The organism is Saccharopolyspora shandongensis, assembly GCF_900106995.1.
Taxonomy (GTDB): domain Bacteria; phylum Actinomycetota; class Actinomycetes; order Mycobacteriales; family Pseudonocardiaceae; genus Saccharopolyspora; species Saccharopolyspora shandongensis.
The window spans coordinates 12,075-30,787 of record NZ_FNOK01000055.1 but is presented as its reverse complement, the minus strand read 5'-3'; the positions used below and the strand labels follow the sequence as shown (position 1 = coordinate 30,787).

The 18,713-nt window shown below is 66.3% G+C and carries 1 protein-coding gene (only partly in view); it reads right to left on the bottom strand.

The whole window is internal to a hypothetical protein gene (locus BLW84_RS37065) on the bottom strand: the coding sequence, 52,245 nt in all, runs 21,584 nt past the left edge and 11,948 nt past the right edge, and what appears here is coding positions 11,949-30,661 (codon 3,983, partial, through codon 10,221, partial); the first complete codon in reading order (the gene reads right to left) occupies nucleotides 18,710-18,712. Both the start codon and the stop codon lie outside the window.

Below are 18,713 nucleotides of genomic sequence, written 5' to 3'. Positions count from 1 at the left end.
TCAGATGCCAGGCCCGCCCGTCCAACTCCGACGCCCCGGTCTTCGGCAGCCGCACCACCACCGCCTCGAGGAACGCACCGGCATTGGCCAGAGCCGCCAGCAAAGCCTTGGCGATATTCGCATCGTCGCTGAAGAAGGCCGGCTCCGGTTCAGCGTCCGGCAGGCGTGGGCGTCGATTCCTCAGCGCCTGCCGGAAGTTCTCCCGCGCCTCGGGGCCATCGACCACGTTGTCCCTCAGCTGCTCACGGGTGATCACCTCACCACCAGCGACGCCGGCCGCGTCCGCACGCGATTCCTGGCCGGGATTCTCGTGCTCAATCACCCGATCGTCGGCAGCGGTTCCATCGAACTCCACGGAAGATCCACCGTCGTCCGAAGACTCGTCCCGCGCGCCGTCCCGCGAGACCGGTGCGGGCCGCTCCGTCAACGGCTCAACCGACGGCAAGCTCACCTCGTCCGACTGCCTGGCGGCCTGCTCACGTCGCTGCTGCATTTCCCAGTCGTGGAGTTCTTCCGGGTCGTAGTACTGCACCGGCGCCGCGGGCCGCTCCTGACCGACCTGATCAGGACCGGTACCGACCAACCCCTCGAACTGCACCCACCACGCCGGATTGACCGTGCCCAGATGGTGGCCAAGACCAACCGCGAACTCCCGCAGACGCTCCTCGCTCCAGCCACTGTTCGCGATCCGCTCGGCAACAAGGCGGGACAGCGTGTTGTACGGGCCCCAGCCGTCACCGTCGGGATCGACAAGGTCAGGATCAACCGGGGTGTCAAACAGGTTGGTTTCGTTGACGATTCGCTGCGCGGCCCTCAGATGATTGTAGTCCGGCCTCAGATTCCCTACGGCCGTATAGATATCGTCCGCACTCGTCAACAGGTCCCGACCGTCTCCACGATCCACCGCAGGCGGCGCATCAGACGACGTCACCAGCTCAGGACGAAGCACCCCGAGCCCACGCGCGATCATCCAAGCAGCGCCGTCAATATACGCGGCGCTGAACTCGCCAATCCCCAACAGCCGGCCAATCGCGGCGACCGCAGCGTCAAAATGCCAAGGCCGACCCTCCAACCGGTTCATGTCAGCGAACCTGCCGAGAACACCGCGCGCGTCATCGACCACCAGATCAAGCCGCTGCCCCTGGTTATCGACCACGACCACCGAGTACCGGAAACCCGCATCATCCAGACCAGACGGCAATTCCCCCATCGCCGGCACGTGCCACGCCCGAATTCCCGCACCACCCCCCAAACCACCCTCCGGCCACCCCACCACCAACGCCTCAGCCGCAACCACATCCCTCTCCGTAAACGCATGCGTCACCGTCGCATCCAGCACCCCCCGCACATTCCGGTCCTCCGGAATCATCTCCAACGACCGCGGCATCAGCCCGCCATCAAACGACGCCCCCCGACCAGCCAACCCCTGCGCAAACCCGTCCCATGCCGCAGACCCACCCTCCAACGCCCCCCACGCCAAACCCGCCGCCACAGCCCCCAACAACGACTCGGCAGAACCACCAGCCCACCACAACTGCGGCGTCCGCTCCACCACATCCAACGCAAACCGCCGACCCGCCACCACATAACCCACAAACCGATCCACCGCCTCCCCCACATTTTCAGGCAGACGCGCAAAAACACCCTCCACCTCCGCACCCACCCGCCCATGCGCCAACGCCACACGCTCCCTCGCCAACGCCACATCCCCATCCGCCCCGAACCCACCCGCAACAAACGCCCGCTCAGCCACATCCAACTCAGCCACCACGGCCACCACACGCTCCGGCGACCACACCAACCCACCAAACCCAGCACCAGAACCAGACCCCGCACCCTCAACACCCCGCGGCCGCTTCGCCAGAGGACCCACCCGACGACCGACCCGCTCCACAGCAGCAGGCCGCCCCCGCTTACGCCCCTTCCTAGAAGCCCCGCTCGCTCCCGACCGCCCGCCGCTTTCCGGCGCGAGCTTCTTCGCGGCCGCCGCCAGCGGCCTCCAATCCATACCCGTCGAAACAGCCTTCAACAACGACTTGACGTCACCGGCGGCGAAGCCCGTTTGCAGCGCAATCTTCTGTGCCAACGAGCCACTCACCGATGCCTCGGCGACGAACCTGATGATCGCGCTCTGAACCACCGAGTCCCCGCCGCCCAAGACCCGACGGCCCTCCGGGCTCAGCGCCCTGGCCACCTCCTGCTTCCCCTTGGCCACAGCCGACCGCCGCTCGGACCCAGCCGACCGCCGCTCAGACGACGACGAATTCACAACCGGCTGCAAGGGGCGCAGCTCGTCCTCGTCCAGAGCGCTGACCACCTCCCGCAATCCCGCAGGCAAGCGATCCGGAACCGCCCCGTGCGGGAGAGCCCCGGCGACCAGGTTCAGCAAGGGTGCGGCAAAATCCCTGGATTTTTTGAACTCTCCCAGGTCGAGGACCCAGCCGTCGGTGTTGCCCCACGACTCGGCGGCGCGGAACGCCTCGGTCTTCGCCATCACCCGCAACGCAAACGGATTCAACGCCAGCACATGCGCGACGAACGTCTTCACAACCTCCCGCTCGCGCCAGCCCAGCTTCCCCAAGCTCTTCCGCGCCTCCTTCTCGGACGCCTCAAGCACCGCAAGCTTGGCTTTGACCAGATGCGATGCCGCAGCTTCCCGCTTCGTCTCGTCGAGCACTTCGTCCGTCGGCGGCAGAGCCCAACGCTCCACCTCAGCCGCATCACCAAGCTCCCACGCAACCTCCTCCAACCGCTCGAACGTCAACGGCCCTTCCGGCGTCCCGTCATCACCGGCAACATTCCCTGACCCCTCAGCCACGTGCGCCAGCACCGCCAGCCACCCCGCCAGCGGAATCCGGCTCTCACCCTCGGTGTTAACCAAGCCCGCCAGCTCCGATGCCCGGACCGCCTCCACGGCCCGCGGCGTCTTCGCCACGATGTGCTTGGCAACCGTCTTGACATCCTCGGCGGACCCCTTACGGAACTCCGGCAGCAGCCCCCTGTCCACGACTGCCTGCCAAGTCCGGCCAAGCTTCGACCCCATCTTGCTCAGCTCCCGGGCGTTCTCCACGTCCAGCTCCGCCTTGCGCAGCTCAAGGTCACGCGCCAGGGACTCCAACCCACTAGGCGTCGTCCACTCCAACGGCCGCACATCCGCCGTAGCCGGACGAGACACGCCAGGCCGGCTCGACGACGCCATACCTTCGTTCCCCGGGGCGTCCACGTCCGTCTGCAGCTGCGCCTGTTCCTGCTCCTGCACCTGTTCCCCTGGCGCACCGCGCCCGGAACCCGATGCCTGCTCAGTAGCAACCCCCGGCCGGACAACCCCCTTGCCCTCATCACGCGGCACATTCCCCGAGTCACCGGAAAACTCGAAGCCCTCAACGTCAAACTCGAAGCCCTCGACGACGTCGTCGGCGTCCTCCAAGAACCTCAGGAACCCGTCGCCGTCCGTCTGTGGCGATTCCGCTTCCTGTGCCTGTGACGATGCCCCCGCGCCCGCCTGCTCAGCCAACAAACCAGTCAGGATCTCTTTGAACACCACCGCAGCGGCCTCGCCCCACCCAGCCCGAAGCCACACCACCCGCCTTACCCCCTCAAAGACCGCCCCATCCTCACCCGCCAAGGCGTCCAACTCGTCCGGCGGACCCAACTCGCCCCAGATCTTCTTCCACGCCTCACCACTGCCCGGCGGCTCCAACACCGACAACGCCGACAGCACCCGCGCCCTGGTCCACACACCCCCCACCCACGAATCCCCCGCCTCCACCAACTCCACCGCACCCTCACCCGGAACGAACATCATCCCCAGCTCGGGGTCAAACGCAACCAAACCCGAACTCACCGATTCCCGCCCAGTCTCCGGGTCGGGCCGGGGTTCCAGGACCGCATTCAACTGTTCCCCGATCCGCTCCAGTCGTTCCAGCGGGATCGTGCCCTTGGCGTCCGCGAAAACATCAAGCTCCAACCACGCACCCGACTCCGGCTGGGCTGTCAGCGCACGCATCACATCGAACTCATCGCGCCTCAACCACCCCCACCACCCAGACGTCTTCATCAACAACCCCGCAGCCCGCACTGAACGCCCGCGCGGCAGCGGCAGCACCCTCTTCACCAGACCTTCGATCGAGGACTTATCAACCAGCCGATCCCCTGGCGCACCGGTCGTCGTATACCACCACGAACCCTCACCACCCCCTTTTCGGGGCGTGTGCGAAACAATGATCCCGGCACCGTGCCGCCTCAACACCCTGTTGAGTTTCGAGATTGTGTCACGAACTTGGTCCTTGCTGACGCCGGAGCCCGGCCCCCAGATTTCATTCCAAACATCAGTACGAGAGAACTTCCGCATCGGATCCCGCGCGAAGAAAAGCAGTACCTTCAAATGGCTTGCGTCTAACAATTTCCCCCAATCGGCCGCGGCGAACCGGTGCCCCGTTCGCCCACCGATATCGGCCATCGGCATCTTGGGCACATGCAGATAAGCCGTCTCGTCACCACGTGCCTCGGTGACAATCCAGGCACTCGACCCCTCGAAGCTTCCGTCACCCAAACGCTTGTGGAGACGAAGGTGCCAGTGTTCGAAACTACTCTGGCCGATGGGATCGTCTAGCGGCAGTCCCGGCCAGCCCACCTGCTTCAGAATGCGCGCAGGAATGGGGCCCGGATTCGCCTCATAGAACGCCTCCATCCTCTCCGCCGGCGTCGCGTCAGACGCGAAATCAACCCGCTTGAACGACTCCAGCTGCACCGGGCTCTCCTCGGCACGCCGTTGCCGCTTGACGTAGCGCGCCCTCCCCGGTGCCCCCTGCCCCCGCCTGTTCCGCGCCTGCTGCTGCGCGCGGTAGTTCTTTTCACCGAGCTCCGGTTCCTCCAACTTGGTCAGCGTCGCCTTCGCCTTACTCCCGGCCGGCTGCAGCTGCAGGTTCTCGCCAACAGACGCGACCAGGTCCCCCACGCCCGCAACGGCGCCGACCGAGTTCAGTTCCGCCACTGCCCGCATCGACAACCCGTCCACCCGCCGCGGCCGACCCCCTTGCAGGTCCGACAACAACTCCACCGCACCGTCACTCAACCACGCCCGCCAGTCGTCACCCACCAGCAACTCCCACCCACCCGGCCGGTGTTCGGGCTGCAACTGTGCACGACCGACATCCGGGATCTCGGCCACCGACAACAACCGATCCCCCTTCTTGCCAGTCGACGCATATACGAACCCCGCAACCCGCTTGCCGTCATGGACGCCAAAGATATGACCCGCACCATTCGCCAGCAACAACCCATTGATCTCAGCAACAATGCGCGTGGAAGCGTGGGGCGACTTTCGACCGTGCACCGCATCGACCTTGGCCACCGGAATGAAACGCCGAGGCGCCTTGACGAACCCCGCCAACACCTCAACCCCATCCTGTTCCAGCACATCGTCCCAGTTCAAGCGCTCTCGATCACCCGCCAACCCCCCACCATCACCATCCGATACCGCAGCATCCGATACCGCAGCATTCGGAAAGAACATGTACTCCCGATCCAGGGACACGACCCACCCCGCCGCGCCAGAACCCGAACCAAGGCCCTTCCGCGCAAAAGGCAGATGTTTCTTGAACGAGCTCTCGCTCGACGCCGACGCCTTAACACCAGCCGCCTCGACAGCTGTACGAGCCCGGTCCAACCACGTTTCCGGCTCCAACAGCACATTCGGATTCGCCAGGAACGCGTCTTTTAACGCATCCCCCCAAACCTCATCCGCCCGCCGAGCCGGTTGTGCGTTTCCGGGGCGTTGTGCCGCCGGGTCCAGTTGTGCTGGCGCGCCGGAGGCCCGATGATTCCCGTCGCCGGGGCCGGCGCCGCCCCTCAGCTTCTCCAGCTCCGTACGCACCACCCACCGCGGATTCTCGGTACGCAGAACGCGTCCCAGTTCAGCGGCGAACCGCTTCAGATCCTTCTTGTTCCAGCCACTGTTCGCGATCCGCTCGGCAACGAGGCGGGACACCGTGTTGTACGGGAAACCCACGCCGACTTCAACGCCGACGTCGACCCGGTCCAGGTCAACCGGGGTGTCAAACAGGTTGGTCTCGGCGACAATCCACTGCGCATCATTCAGGACGTTGTAGTGCGGCGGGCCCAGCTTCGTTGCGGCAGCGTAGATCTCGGCTTCACTCGTCAGCGCCTCCCGGCCCTCTCCGCGGCCGGCGGCGGGCGGCTGGCCAAACGAGGTCGCCAACTCGGGCCGGAGCGCCCCCAGCCCACGCGCGATCCTCTTGGCGATCTCGATGACGGCATCGCGGTTCAGCTCGCCGTTGCCCAGCAATGTGCTGATTTCGGCAATCGCGGCTTCGTAATGCCTACGGCGGGTCTCCAGCCGCTTGATGTCGCTGACCTCGCTGAGAACGTCGCGGGCCGTCTGAATCCGGTACAGCAGCGTGCCGACATGGTCCCGGCCTGGCCGGGACCTGACGAACGCGCGGACCTGATCAGCGGTGACGGCGTTTTCCTCAACGTTCTCCCGATCGGCGACCATGAAGCGAAGCGAGCGCAAAGCCCGCAGCCGGTCGGGCGAATACTCCCGGCCCCGGTCCAGCTCCTGCCCCAGCCGGACGACCGCCGGATCCCCGGCGGCAGAACGCACGCCTGGTGCAGGTTCCCCGGCGCGGGCCTCTTCGACCTCGATGAGGAACCCATCGTCGTGTGAAGACTCCTCCCGCGCACCAACCCGCCCTTCGAACGATCCCCGCGCGGGCCGCTCAACCGACGGCTCAACCGACGGCAGGCTCACCCCGCCCGGCCTCGGCCCACCACCACGAGGCCCGGACACCTCCGACCTCACCCCAGGATCGCCTTCAAGGCTGGGAAGCGGGGAATTGCCGGTGAACGCACTACCGTCGTCGCGTACCGCATACAGGAAGTACCTGGAGGCAGCGTCCTCGAAGTTGGCCGGGAATTCCGAGTCCCGCACCTGCTCGACGCTCAGATGCCATGCCTGACCGTCCAACTCGAACGCCCCGGTCTTCGGCCACCGCACCACCACCGCCTCGACGAATGCACCGGCATCGGCCAGAGTCGTCAGCAAAGCCTTGGCGAGTTTCGCAACGTCGCTGAAGAAGGCCGGCTCCGGCTCAGCGTCCGGCAGGCCTCGAATGCTCAGCGCCTGCCGGAAGTTCTTCCGCGCCGTGGGCCCATAGACCACGTTGTCCCTCAGCTGCTTACGGGTGATCACCTGATTGTCGGCAGCGATTTCATCGAACTCCACGGAAGATCCGCCGTTGTCCCAAGCCCCGTCCCGCGCACCGACCCGCGACCCCGGCGCGGGCCGCTCCGTCAACGGCTCAACCGACGGCAAGCTCACCTCGTCCGACCGCCTGGCAGTCTCCGATCCCGGCTCCGGCGCAGCCAACGCCGACGACCCCGGCCGATGATCCCGCAGTTGCTGCACGAAGATCTTCAGCAACACGTCAGCCTGGGGCTCGGCAGACTCCAACGCCGGCGTCCTCGCGAACGCTCCCGTCGTCGCCGGACTGCCGATCAACGCGAGAGCGATGATCGTCCTGATGGCCTTGACGTACTCCGATGACAGGCTCGTCAGGAAGATCTTCTGCGGCCTGGCCAGCGCCGTGATGGCGTTTTCCACCTGCTCCATCGCCTGGTCGAAGCGGCTCTCGGCACTGTCTCGCTCCTCCTCCGACAGGCGCTCGTTCCCGGCATCCCAAAGCCACTCCGCCGCTGCGGCCAAGTCGCCGAGCGTCCAGACCAGCCCGTCAACCGAATCAGGATCAGCCTGCTGCTCCCCGCGAACACCGCTCCCGACCGCCGTCAGCTGCGGGGCGATCTCACCAAGGCCAGCAGGCCGAGCCTGTTCGGTAGCCATCCCGGCGAACCCGGCATGATCAACCCAAGACACCACCCCACCGCGAGCACCACTCCCGACCGATTCCCCAGGCTCCACACCCGACGACTCGGGAAAAACCACACGCCCCTGATCATCAACCGCGTACAAGAAGTAATCAGCGAAACTATCCTCAAAACCCTCAGGGAACTCGCCCAACGCCTCCCACATTTGCACTGCCCCAACAGTCACACGCCAAGCCCGCCCAGCCCCCCCGGATCGCGGCAGCCGCACTAGCACCGCCTGAGCAAAAACACCCCTCTCTGCGAAAATCTCCAGCTGACTCCGAGCATCACCGGCAAAAGAACCCAGCAGAACCTGCTCCGGCTTCACAACCTGCAACTCCCGCTCACGCAGCGCCCCCTGGAATTCCTCCAGCGCCTCACGCCCCCCAACCACCTTCTCCACCAACTGCCGACCGGAAATCACCCCATCAACCGCCACCGGCCCAGGCAACGCCGCCGCGCCTGCTGATTCCTCCCCGGGGAGTGCCACCGCCGTAGTAAAGGGAGCAACCGTCAGCTGCGGGGCGATCTCACCAAGGCCAGCAGGCCGGTTCGCCCGCAGTTGCGTCGCGAAAGCGTCCAGCAAGCTGGTGGCGCGCCTCCAAGAGGAGCCCTGAAGTTCCGGTGTCGCCACCAGCATCGTCGCCGCTTCCTTGGTGCCGTAGAGCACGTCGGTGACGATGGCGGTGATCGCGTCCCGGTGCGGCTTTTTCAGCGCGGCCAGGAAGTCCTGCGACTCCTGACTCAAGCGTTGGTCGCGGTAGGCCTGCTCCACCGTGGCCCGATAGTCCTCGTATCGCCGGACGTCGTTCGGTGGTTCCCCCAGCATTGCAAGGCGTATTGCCGCTTGACGCATTCCCTCCAACGTCCAGGTCAGCGGAGCGTATTTCTCCTGCGCCATGCGCGACAGCTGGTCCAGGTCGAGGTCGATCGTGCTGCCCGCGCTGTCGACCGCGTGGGCGTAGTAGTCGACCCCGCTCCGCAAGAACTCCGGCCCGAATTCCTCACGCACCACCTGCTTCCGGGTCAGCACCCACGCCTGCCCGGCGACGGGAGCCGTCGCCACCACGACCCCGGCAAGATCCGCAACAACGGCCGCCGCACGCAGACGCGCCCTCGCCTCACGGGGATCACCGCCGAGCAGCCGCAGCTCCAGAGACCCACCCGTCGCCGCTTCGAAATCCTCAGCCACCAACTGCCCGCCATCGATGCGCGTAACCAGCACATCCCGGGACAGCACCGCGGGTGGATTCGCGGGATCGATCACCACCTCGTGGGCGATCCGCATGCCCTCGGTCTGAGTGGACGGGCCGGCCTCGGGCCGTTGCGACGGTTCGGGTGCGGTGTGCCGCGGCGGAGGCTGGGTGGACGGGCCAGCGTCCTCCTGCACGTTCATCAGCCGCCTCATGAGGCCGCGCAGCCCTCGGCGCTCCCTGAGACCGGCGCCGCCCCTCAGGTTCAGCGGCTTCTGACCGTCTCCGCGGTCAACGGCAAGCGGCTGGTCAGACGCGGTCCTCGGCTCGGCCCGGAGTGCGCCCAGCCCACGCGCGATCCCCCTGGCGACCTCGAGGACGGCATCGCGATTCAGCTCGCGGTTGCCCAGCAGCGTGCTGATCTCGGCGAGCGCGGCGGTGTAATCCCTACGGCGGTTCTCCAGCTGGTCGACGTCGCTGACCTCGCTGAGCAGCTCGCGGGCGGTCTGGATCCGGTACAGCAGGGTGCCGACATCGTCCGGGCCCGGCTGGGACCTGACGAATTCACGGACCTGCTCAGCAGTAACGGCGTCTTCGTCCACGGCTACCCGATCCGCAACCAGCGAACGAAGCACACGCAGGGCGCGCAGCCGGTCGACCGAGTACTCCCGGCCGGGTTCCAGCTCCTTCCCCAGCCGGACGACTGCCGGGTACCCGGTGGCAGACCGCATGGCTGGCGCGGGTTTCCCGGCGGGGTGCAGCTCGACGGTGAGGTTGTGCCCGTCCCTGCGAGCTCGGTCCACGAGGGCCGACGCGAGGTCTCTGGCCGTGACAAGCGTTGGTGCGCCGTCCCGCCCGTTGCCGAAGTTGATCACGACCCGATCCACGTCGGCCAAAGTCACTCGGCCCAGGATCTGCCGCTCGATGTAAGGCACCTTGGGCGCTCGGTCCGCCAGCGACAGCGCCAGCTCGGGGTCGTGCTCGAAGTTGGTGGCCAAGCCGGCCAGCAACCGCAAGCGGGGCGCCTTGGTGTACGCCAGGATCGTCGGAATACCGCTGGGACCGGTGACCGCCCTCGCGCTGGCGGACGGCTGGCTGCTGACGCTGGTGTTCGGGGTGAACGTGGCCCTGCCACCAACTTCGGGATTGAGGAAGAAAGCGACATGACCGTAGCTCAGGTCCGTTCCGGAGGGCTCGAACCGCGGGTCTACGTGGGAAGCGTAGAGCGGCAGTAGCTCAGGTCTGGCCGGCTGGAAGCGGTTGTTGGGGTCGTTCGGGTTCTGGAACTGTCCGGCCTGCCGCCCGACCGCCGCCGCATGACCCAACATCTCGTCATACGCACCACGGCTGGCGAATCCGGTTACGCCTGCCGTCCCACCTGTCTCCCACATGCCTTGCAGCGTTCCCGTGGCAAGGATGTGGTCCATCGCCGTGCGTCCGACCGAGGGGAGCCATTGTGTGGCCTTCCGGTTGACCGCCGGCACCATCTCGTTGCCGACGTACTCGTAAACCCGATCAAGCAGCCGCTGATATTGCGCCTCGTCCTGGACCGGATAGCCCTTGGCCCACTCTTCGGATTGCAGCCGCTCGCGCAGCCTGGCCGTGTCCCGCTCCAGGTACATACGGCCGCGCCGCTCGGCCGTCACCATGGCCGCCACGTGGCCAGGATCAAGCGCGGCCCAGTCAGACCGGTCCTTGAGCGTGTCGAAAATGCCCAGGTCCTCACGCGCCCGATTGAGCTGGGCGGCCGTCGTGGGGCTGGTCGTGGGGCTGGCGGCGAGCTCCTCCAGCCGCTCCACCCGCTCCTCAAGCGCCCGACGTGCACTCTCGTAATCCGGACGCCGGTCCTTGCCACCCTGGAGATGGTCAACGAGTTCCAGATCAACCGCCGACGGCACCATGTTCTGAGTCGCCGGCCCCTCGGTGGCAGGCCGCCACGGAAGACGCGGATCACCCGCCACCGGCATCGGTTGCGCGTCCATGACCTCCGACACCGACAACTCGGCCGGCGTCACATCCTCCGGCGCGCGTGCCGGTGCCGGTGGCTGGGAAAACGGGCCGGCCCCGGCCGGATCGTTCCTACCCCCGGGCAGCTGCTCACGTCGCTGCTGCTCTTTCCAGGCCCGAAGTTCATACGGGTCGTACTGCACCGGCGCCGCTAGCGGATCCGGATCCGGATCGGCCTGACCAGGGCCGCTACCGCCCAACCCCTCGAACTGCACCACCCACGCCGGATTGACCGTGCCCAGAATGAGGCCAAGACCAACCGCGAACTCCTCCAGATTCTTCTCGTTCCACCTCAAGCCAGGATTCGTCGCGTATTGATGGGCAACGAGACGGGAAACGGCGTCGTACTGAGATCCCACGCCACCGCCAACCGTGCTCCCGAGATCAACCGACGGGTCAAAGAGATTGGTCTTGTCGACGATTCGCCACGCGATCGTCAGGGCGTTGTAATCCGGACTCAGATCCGCTGCGACCGCGTAGATGTCGTCTGCACTCGTCAACCGGGCCTGACCGTCTCCAAGAACCACCGCAGGCGGCGCAAACGTCACCAGCGCAGGACGAAGCACTCCAAGCCCACGCGCGATCAACCGAGCATCGTCGTCGATATATGCGTCACTGAACTCGCCATTCCTCAACAGCTGGCTAATCGCGTCGACCGCAGCGGCATAATGCAGAGGCCGACTCTCCTCCAACTGGTTCATGTCAGCGAACTTGTCGAGGACACCACGCGCGGCTGCGATGTTCGGATCGGCAGGCGCAGCCTCCGGCATGTGCAACTGCCCCGGCGGCGCTACCTCGTCATCGACCACCAGATCAAGCTTCTGCCCTTGATTATCGACCACGACCACCGAGTACCGGAAATCCGCATCACTCAGACCAGCTGGCAATTGCCCCATCGCCGGCACGTGCCACGCCCGAATTCCCGCACCACCTCTCAAACCGTCCTTCGGCCACCCCACCACCAGCGCCTCAGCCGCAACCCGACCCTCCGTAAACGCATGCATCACCGTCGCATCCAGCACCCCCCGTACATCCTGCTGCGGCGGAACCACCTCCAACGACCCCGGCATTACCCCGCCATCAAACGACGCCCCCCGACCAGTCAACGCCCCCGCGAACCCGTCCCATGCCGCAGACCCACCCTCCAACGCCTCCCACGCCAAACCCGCCGCCACAGCCCCCAACAACGACTCGGCAGAACCAGCAGCCCCCCGCAACTGCGGCGTCTGCTCCACCACCCGCAACGCAAACCGCCGACCCTCCAACACATAACCCACAAACCGATCCACCGCCTGCCGAACATTCCCGGGCAGACGGGCAAAAACACCCTCCACCTCCGCGTCCACCCGCCCATGCGCCAACACCACAGCGTCAGCCGTACCCTCCTCCACCGCATCCAACCCAGCCACCAAGGCCACCACACGCTCCGGCGACCACACCAACCCACCAAACCCCGCACCAAAACCAGACCCCGCACCGTCATCACCCCGCTGACGCTTCGCCGGAGAACCCACCTGCTCCACAGACGCCGGCCGCTTGGTCCGATCCCCAGACACCCCACTCGCCACCGACCGCCCGCCGCCTTCCGGCGCCGCATCGTGCTCCTCCGTGGCCGCCGCCAGCGGCCTCCAATCCATACCCCTCGAAACAGCCTTCAACAACGCCTTGACGTCACCGGCGGAGCCACGAAGCTCTTCTGTTTGCAACACCAGCTTCTGCGCCATCGAACCAGTCACCGATGCCTCGGCGACGAACCTGTTGATCGCGCTCTGAACCACCGGGTCCAGGCGCGGGACCTGACTGTCCCCCCCGCTCAGCTCGTCATAAGCCCTGGCCACCTTCCGCTTCGCCTCGACCAGAACCGACCGCCGCTTTTGCAATTGTCTGTTCGAGAGGTCCAGCTCGGCCCGGTCCATAGCGCTGACCACCGCCCGCAATCCCGCAGGCATGATGGGATCCGCATCCTCCTGACTTTCGGCGGATCCCGGCTGTTCAGGAACCAACCTGGCGACCAGATTCAGCAAGGTTGCCGCAACTTCCCTGGGTGGGTCGGCTGCGCGCGTGTCGGTCCAGCCGTCGGTGTCGCCCCACGACTCGGCGTCGCGGAACGCCTCGGTCTTCCCCATCACCCGCAACGCAAACGGATTCAACGCCAGCACATGCGCCACGAACGTCTTCACAGCTTCCCACTTGCCCGGCTGTTTCTTGAGAAGCTGCTGCAAGAGACCCCGTGCATCTGGACTCACAAGGTTCTCCAGGAACGCCGCACGCACAGCATGTTTGGCTCTGACCAGAAACTCCGCCGTAAGCTCCCGCGACTTCTCGAACTTCTCGTCGGGCACTCCGTCCGTCGGCGGCAAAGCCCAACGCGCCACCTCAGCCTCATCACCAAGCTTCCGCGCCACCCCCTCCAACCCCTCGAACGTCAACCGCTCAACCGGCCCAACCGGCGTCCCGGCAACATTCCCCGACCCCCAAGCCACGTGCACCAGCACCGCCGGCCACCCCGCCGGCGGAATCCGGCTCACATCCCCGTGAAGCAAGCCCGCCAGCTCAGGTGTCCCCTTGACCACCTCCACGGCCAACGGCGTCTTCGCCGCGATATGCCGGAAAATCGTCTTGACATGGAGAGTGAACGGACCCGAACCGGCCGGGAACACCGGCAGCAGCCCCCTCCACACGGCTGAATTCCAAAACGGGCCACTATTCAGCTCGCCCAGCCTCTGGGCGTTCTCCAAATCCTTCTCCGACAGCGACGGCGACTCCAGCCTCGCCTCGATCCGCTCAAGGTCACGCGCCAGGGAATTCAACCCACCAGGCGTCAACTCCAACGGCCGAACATCCGCTGTAGCCTGACCCTGCTCCGCAGCAACCCGCGACCGCCCGACAACCTCGTTGCCCTTATCACCCGCGTCGCTTGACCCGGCACCAAACGGCCCGCCGACCGACTCGGGCTGGCGGTCCAGCAACGCAGAATCACCAAACTCACCACCCGGCAACCCGCCACCACCGTCGCTGTCGCCTTCAAGGCCAGAGAGCGGCGAAATGCCGGTGACCGCACTACCGTCGTCGGCGGCATTGGACTCGGCTTCCTGCCCCTGAGCGGAAACCGTCATTTCTTGGCCGGCCAGTTCCCACTGACTCACGACCTCGTCGACCACGGCGACGCGCTCTTCGTCATCCATCTCCAGGACCCGCGCCGCAGCGTCGTACTCGGCTGGGGTAAGCCAATCCGGCAACAGCCCGCGCCGTGCCCCCGAAACCAATGTGTCGTCCAGCGGCAACCCGGACGCGCCGTCCAGCGCCTGTTCCTGCATCTGTGACGATCCCGCTTCCAGCGCCTGTGACGATGCCCCCGCGGTCGGCTGCTCAGCCCTCAAACCAGCCAGGATCTCGTTGAACACCACCTCAGCGACCTCGCCCCGATTAGCCCGAAGCCACACCACCCGCGCCACACCCTCAAAGACCTCCCCATCCTCACCCGCCAAAGCCCGAGAGGCGTCCAACCCGCCCGGCGGACCCAACTCGCCCCAAATCCCACTCCACGCCTCACCACTGTCCGGCGGCTCCAGCACCGACACCGCCGACAGCACCCGCGCCCTGTCCCACACACCCCCCACCCACGAATCCCCCGCCGCCTCATCACCGCGCTGCCGCTTCGCCGGAGAACCCACCTGAGGACCGGCCTGCTCCACAGCAGCACGCTGCCGCTTACGCCCCTTCCTAGAAACCCCACTCGTCACCGACCGCCCGCCGCTTTCCGGCGCGAGCTCCTCTGCGGCCGCCGCCAGCGACGTCCAATCCATACCCCCCGAAACAACAGCCCCCAACAACGACTCAACGTCACCGGCGGCGGCGAAGCCCGTTCGCAGCGCAATCTTCTGCGCCAACGAGCCACTCACCGATGCCTCGACGACGAACCTGATGATCGCGCTCTGAACCACCGCGTCCAGGCCGCCCCAGACCTGAGGGTTCTCCCGGCTCAGCCGGTCATAGGCCCCGGCCACCTTCCGCTTCGCCTCGGCCAAACCCGACCGCCGCTCGGACCCAGCCGACCGCCGATCGGACGCCGACCTCCCCGTCCTCAAAGCCGACTGCAAGTGGCGCAGCTCGTCCTGGTCCAGAGCGCTGACCACCTCCCGCAATCCCGCAGGCAAGGAACCCGCAGCCTTCTGACCTTCGGCGGATCCCGGCTGCGGCATCTGCGACAATCCACCCGGAACCGCCCCCTGCGGGAGAGCCCCGGCGACCAGGTCCAGCAAGGTTGCGGCAAAATCCCTGGATTTTTTGAAATCCCCCAGGTCGGTGGCCCATCCGTCGGTGTTGCCCCACGACCCGCTGGCGCGGAACGCCTCGGTCTTCGCCATCACCCGCAACGCCACCGGTTTCATCGCCAGCACATGCGCGACGAACGTCTTCACAACCTCCTGCTCGCGCGACTGCAGCCGCCCCAATGACTCCCGCACCTGTGGGTTACCGGACGCCTCAAACACCGCAAGCTTGGCTTTGGCCAGATGCCATGCCGCATCTTCCCGCTTCTCGTCGTGTACTTCGCCCGTCGGCGGCAAAGCCCAACGCTCCACCTCAGCCGCATCACCAAGCTCCCCCGCAACCTTCTCCAACTGCTCGAACGTCAACGGCCCATCCGGCGTCCCGGCACCACCGGCAACAACATTCCCTGACCCCTCAGCCACGTGCGCCAGCACCGCCAGCCACCCCGCCAGCGGAATCCGGCTCTCACCCTCGTCGTTAACCAGGCCCGCCAGCTCCGATGTCCCGACCGCCTGCACCGCCAACGGCGTCTTCGCCACGATATGCTTCGCCACCGTCCTGAGAATGAGAACCTTCTCCTTCTCCGACACCTCGCTCAAAGCGGCCGGGACCAGCCCCCTGTCCACGGCTGCCCGCCAAGACCCGCCCATCCCCATCCTCACGCGGTTAAGGCGCTGGTCGTTCGCCACGTCCTCCCGCAGCGACGACGACCGCAGCTCCGCCTCACGCAGCTCAAGGTCACGCGCCAGGGACTCCAACCCACCAGGCGTCGTCAACTCCAACCGCCGCACGACCGACTCGGGCTGGCTGTCCAGCGACGCAGAATCACCAACCCCAGCACCCAGCAACCTGTCACCACGGTCGCTGTCGCCTTCAAGTTCTTGTCCCGCACCGGCCGTCGACTCCCCGCGCCCGGAACCCGGACCCTGCTCCGCAGCAACCCCCGGCCGCCCGACAACCTCGTTGCCCTTATCACCCGGCACATCCCCCGAGTCGCCGGAAAACTCGGAGCCGTCCCCGAAGCCCCCGAAGCCCTCGGAGACGTCGTCGTCAGAGAACGTCGGGACGTCGTCCCGGACAGGACCGGTGGAGCTTTCCCCCGGTTCATCTCCGGCCCACCTCAGGCTTCGCCTCGGCGCGTCACGCAGCACTTGCGGCGCGCCACCATCACCGTCGCTGTCCCGCGCGCCGACCCGCCCGTCACCCACCGGCACAGCACCCTGCGACCGCACCGGCAACACCATCGACGCCGGGGACGCGCTTTCCGGCGAGGCCGACGAGTTCCGAGCAACGACTTCCAGCGCCGACAAAGCAACGGCGACGCCATCGGACTCCACATTGGGGTCCCAGCCAAGTTCCTCAAGCCGCGGCGCAGCCCACACGATCTGCAGCGCTTCCGGCACACCCGCCAATGCCTCTGCGACGAGCCTGTTGACCGCACGCTGAACCACCGGGTCCAACGCATTCAGAGCACCAAGGTCGTCATCGCTCAACTCGCCGTACGCGGCCCACACCAATTCCTTCGCCGTCCGCAGCTGCTCGGCGCGATCCAGCCATTTCTGTACCGATATGTCTCGCTCGGCCGTGCGAAGCTGATCCACCGCACGAACCAGCCACTCGGCGCTCAACGGCACCACATCCCGCTGTTCGGCCGCTGCGCCCCGGGAAACCTCTTGCCCGGACACCACAGGCCCAGCAGACACCAAGGTCGCGAAGACCTTCATCACATCGACAGCAGTTGATGAAGTGGACCACCTTTCGGGCACAGGCCCCCAGGAGTCGGCGTCGCGGAACGCCCCGGTCTTCGCCAGCATCAACAAAGCCAACGGGTTGCCCGCCAGCACATGAGCAGTGATGACCTCGACCGCGTCCCGCTTCGCCGGAGGCAGCCTCTTCAAAATCTTCGATGTCTCAGAATCCGACGTTTTCGCCCAGAAGGCCTTCGCCGCGGTTTGGCCACGTTTCAGCCACTCAGCGTTCCACTCCCGACCGCGCTCGGTCAGCGGGTGAGCCGCGTCCAGCACATCCCAGCGATCGCTATCAGTCTCACGAACAAGAAGATTCGCCGCATCCTCCAGCCCAGCGACCGTAATGGCCGGCAGCGCATCCCAAGCAAGAACACGCTCCTGCCCACCCCGATCACCCGGCTCGTTCGCCGCCCGCTGGTACCCCTCCCGCACGACATGCGTCAACACAGGCACCAACCCACGAAAAGAAACCCGTGATGAGTCTTTATGCACCAGCCCAGCCAGCTCAGGCGTCCTCCTCAACAACGCCAGCACCGGCTGCGAGCCCGCGTGCGCTCGCTTGGCAATCTCCACAAGATTGCCCCAGTCCCCGGGGTACTCCTCGCGGAAAGCCGCCGCCGCCGGGCTGATGTACCCGAAATTCTTCTTGTTGATCAGACGGCTCGCGATACCCAGCCCGTTGAAATACGGCCACCTCTCGGCCGCGGGGAGCCGCGCCAGCCATGCGTCCTCGTCAGAGCTGACCCGGGCCAGCTGCGCCTCCAACGCCGCACCCGCCATCACGGGCATCACGGGGACGGAGGGCTGATGAGCCGCGTCGCCGGGGCCGGCGCCGCCCCTCAGCTTCTCCAGCTCCCTACGCACCACCCACCCCGGATTCTCAGTGCGCAGAACGCGTCCGAGTTCAGCGGCGAACCGCTTCAGACGAGGCTCATTCCACCCACGAGGGAGGTTCGCGCGCTGCTCGGCAACGAGGCGAGACACCGTGTTGAACGGGAAACCCCAGCCGATTTCACCGTCGAGATCGACAACATCAGGGTTAACCGGGGTGTCAAACAGGTTGGTTTCGCTGACGATTCGCTGCGCGTCCTTCAGGTCGTTGTAATCCGGCCTCAGATGCCTCAGATCCCCCGCGGCAGCGTAGATATCGTCTTCACTCGTCAACGGCTCCTGCCCGGCTCCGCGGTCAACGGCAAACGGCTGATCAGACGCGGACCTCGGGTCAGCCCGGAGTGTCCCCAGCCCACGCGCGATCTCCCTGGCGATCCCGACGACGGCCCCGCGGTTCAGCTCGCCGTTGCCCAGCAGCGTGCTGATCTCGCCGATAGCGGCGACGTAATGCCTACGTCGGCTCTCCAACTGGTCGACGGCGCTGACCTCGCTGACCTCGCTGAGCAGGTCGCGGGCGGTCTGGATCCGGTCCAGCAGGGGGCCGACCTCATCCGGGCCCGGCTGGGACCTGACGAACTCGCCGACCTGCTCATCAGTAACAGCGTCTTCCTCCACGCCCGCCCGATCCGCAACCAGCGAACGAAGCACACGCGAGGCATGCAGCGCCGAACCCTCCCGGCCGCGTTCCAGCTCCCGTTTACCGGAGACCTCCGTCACC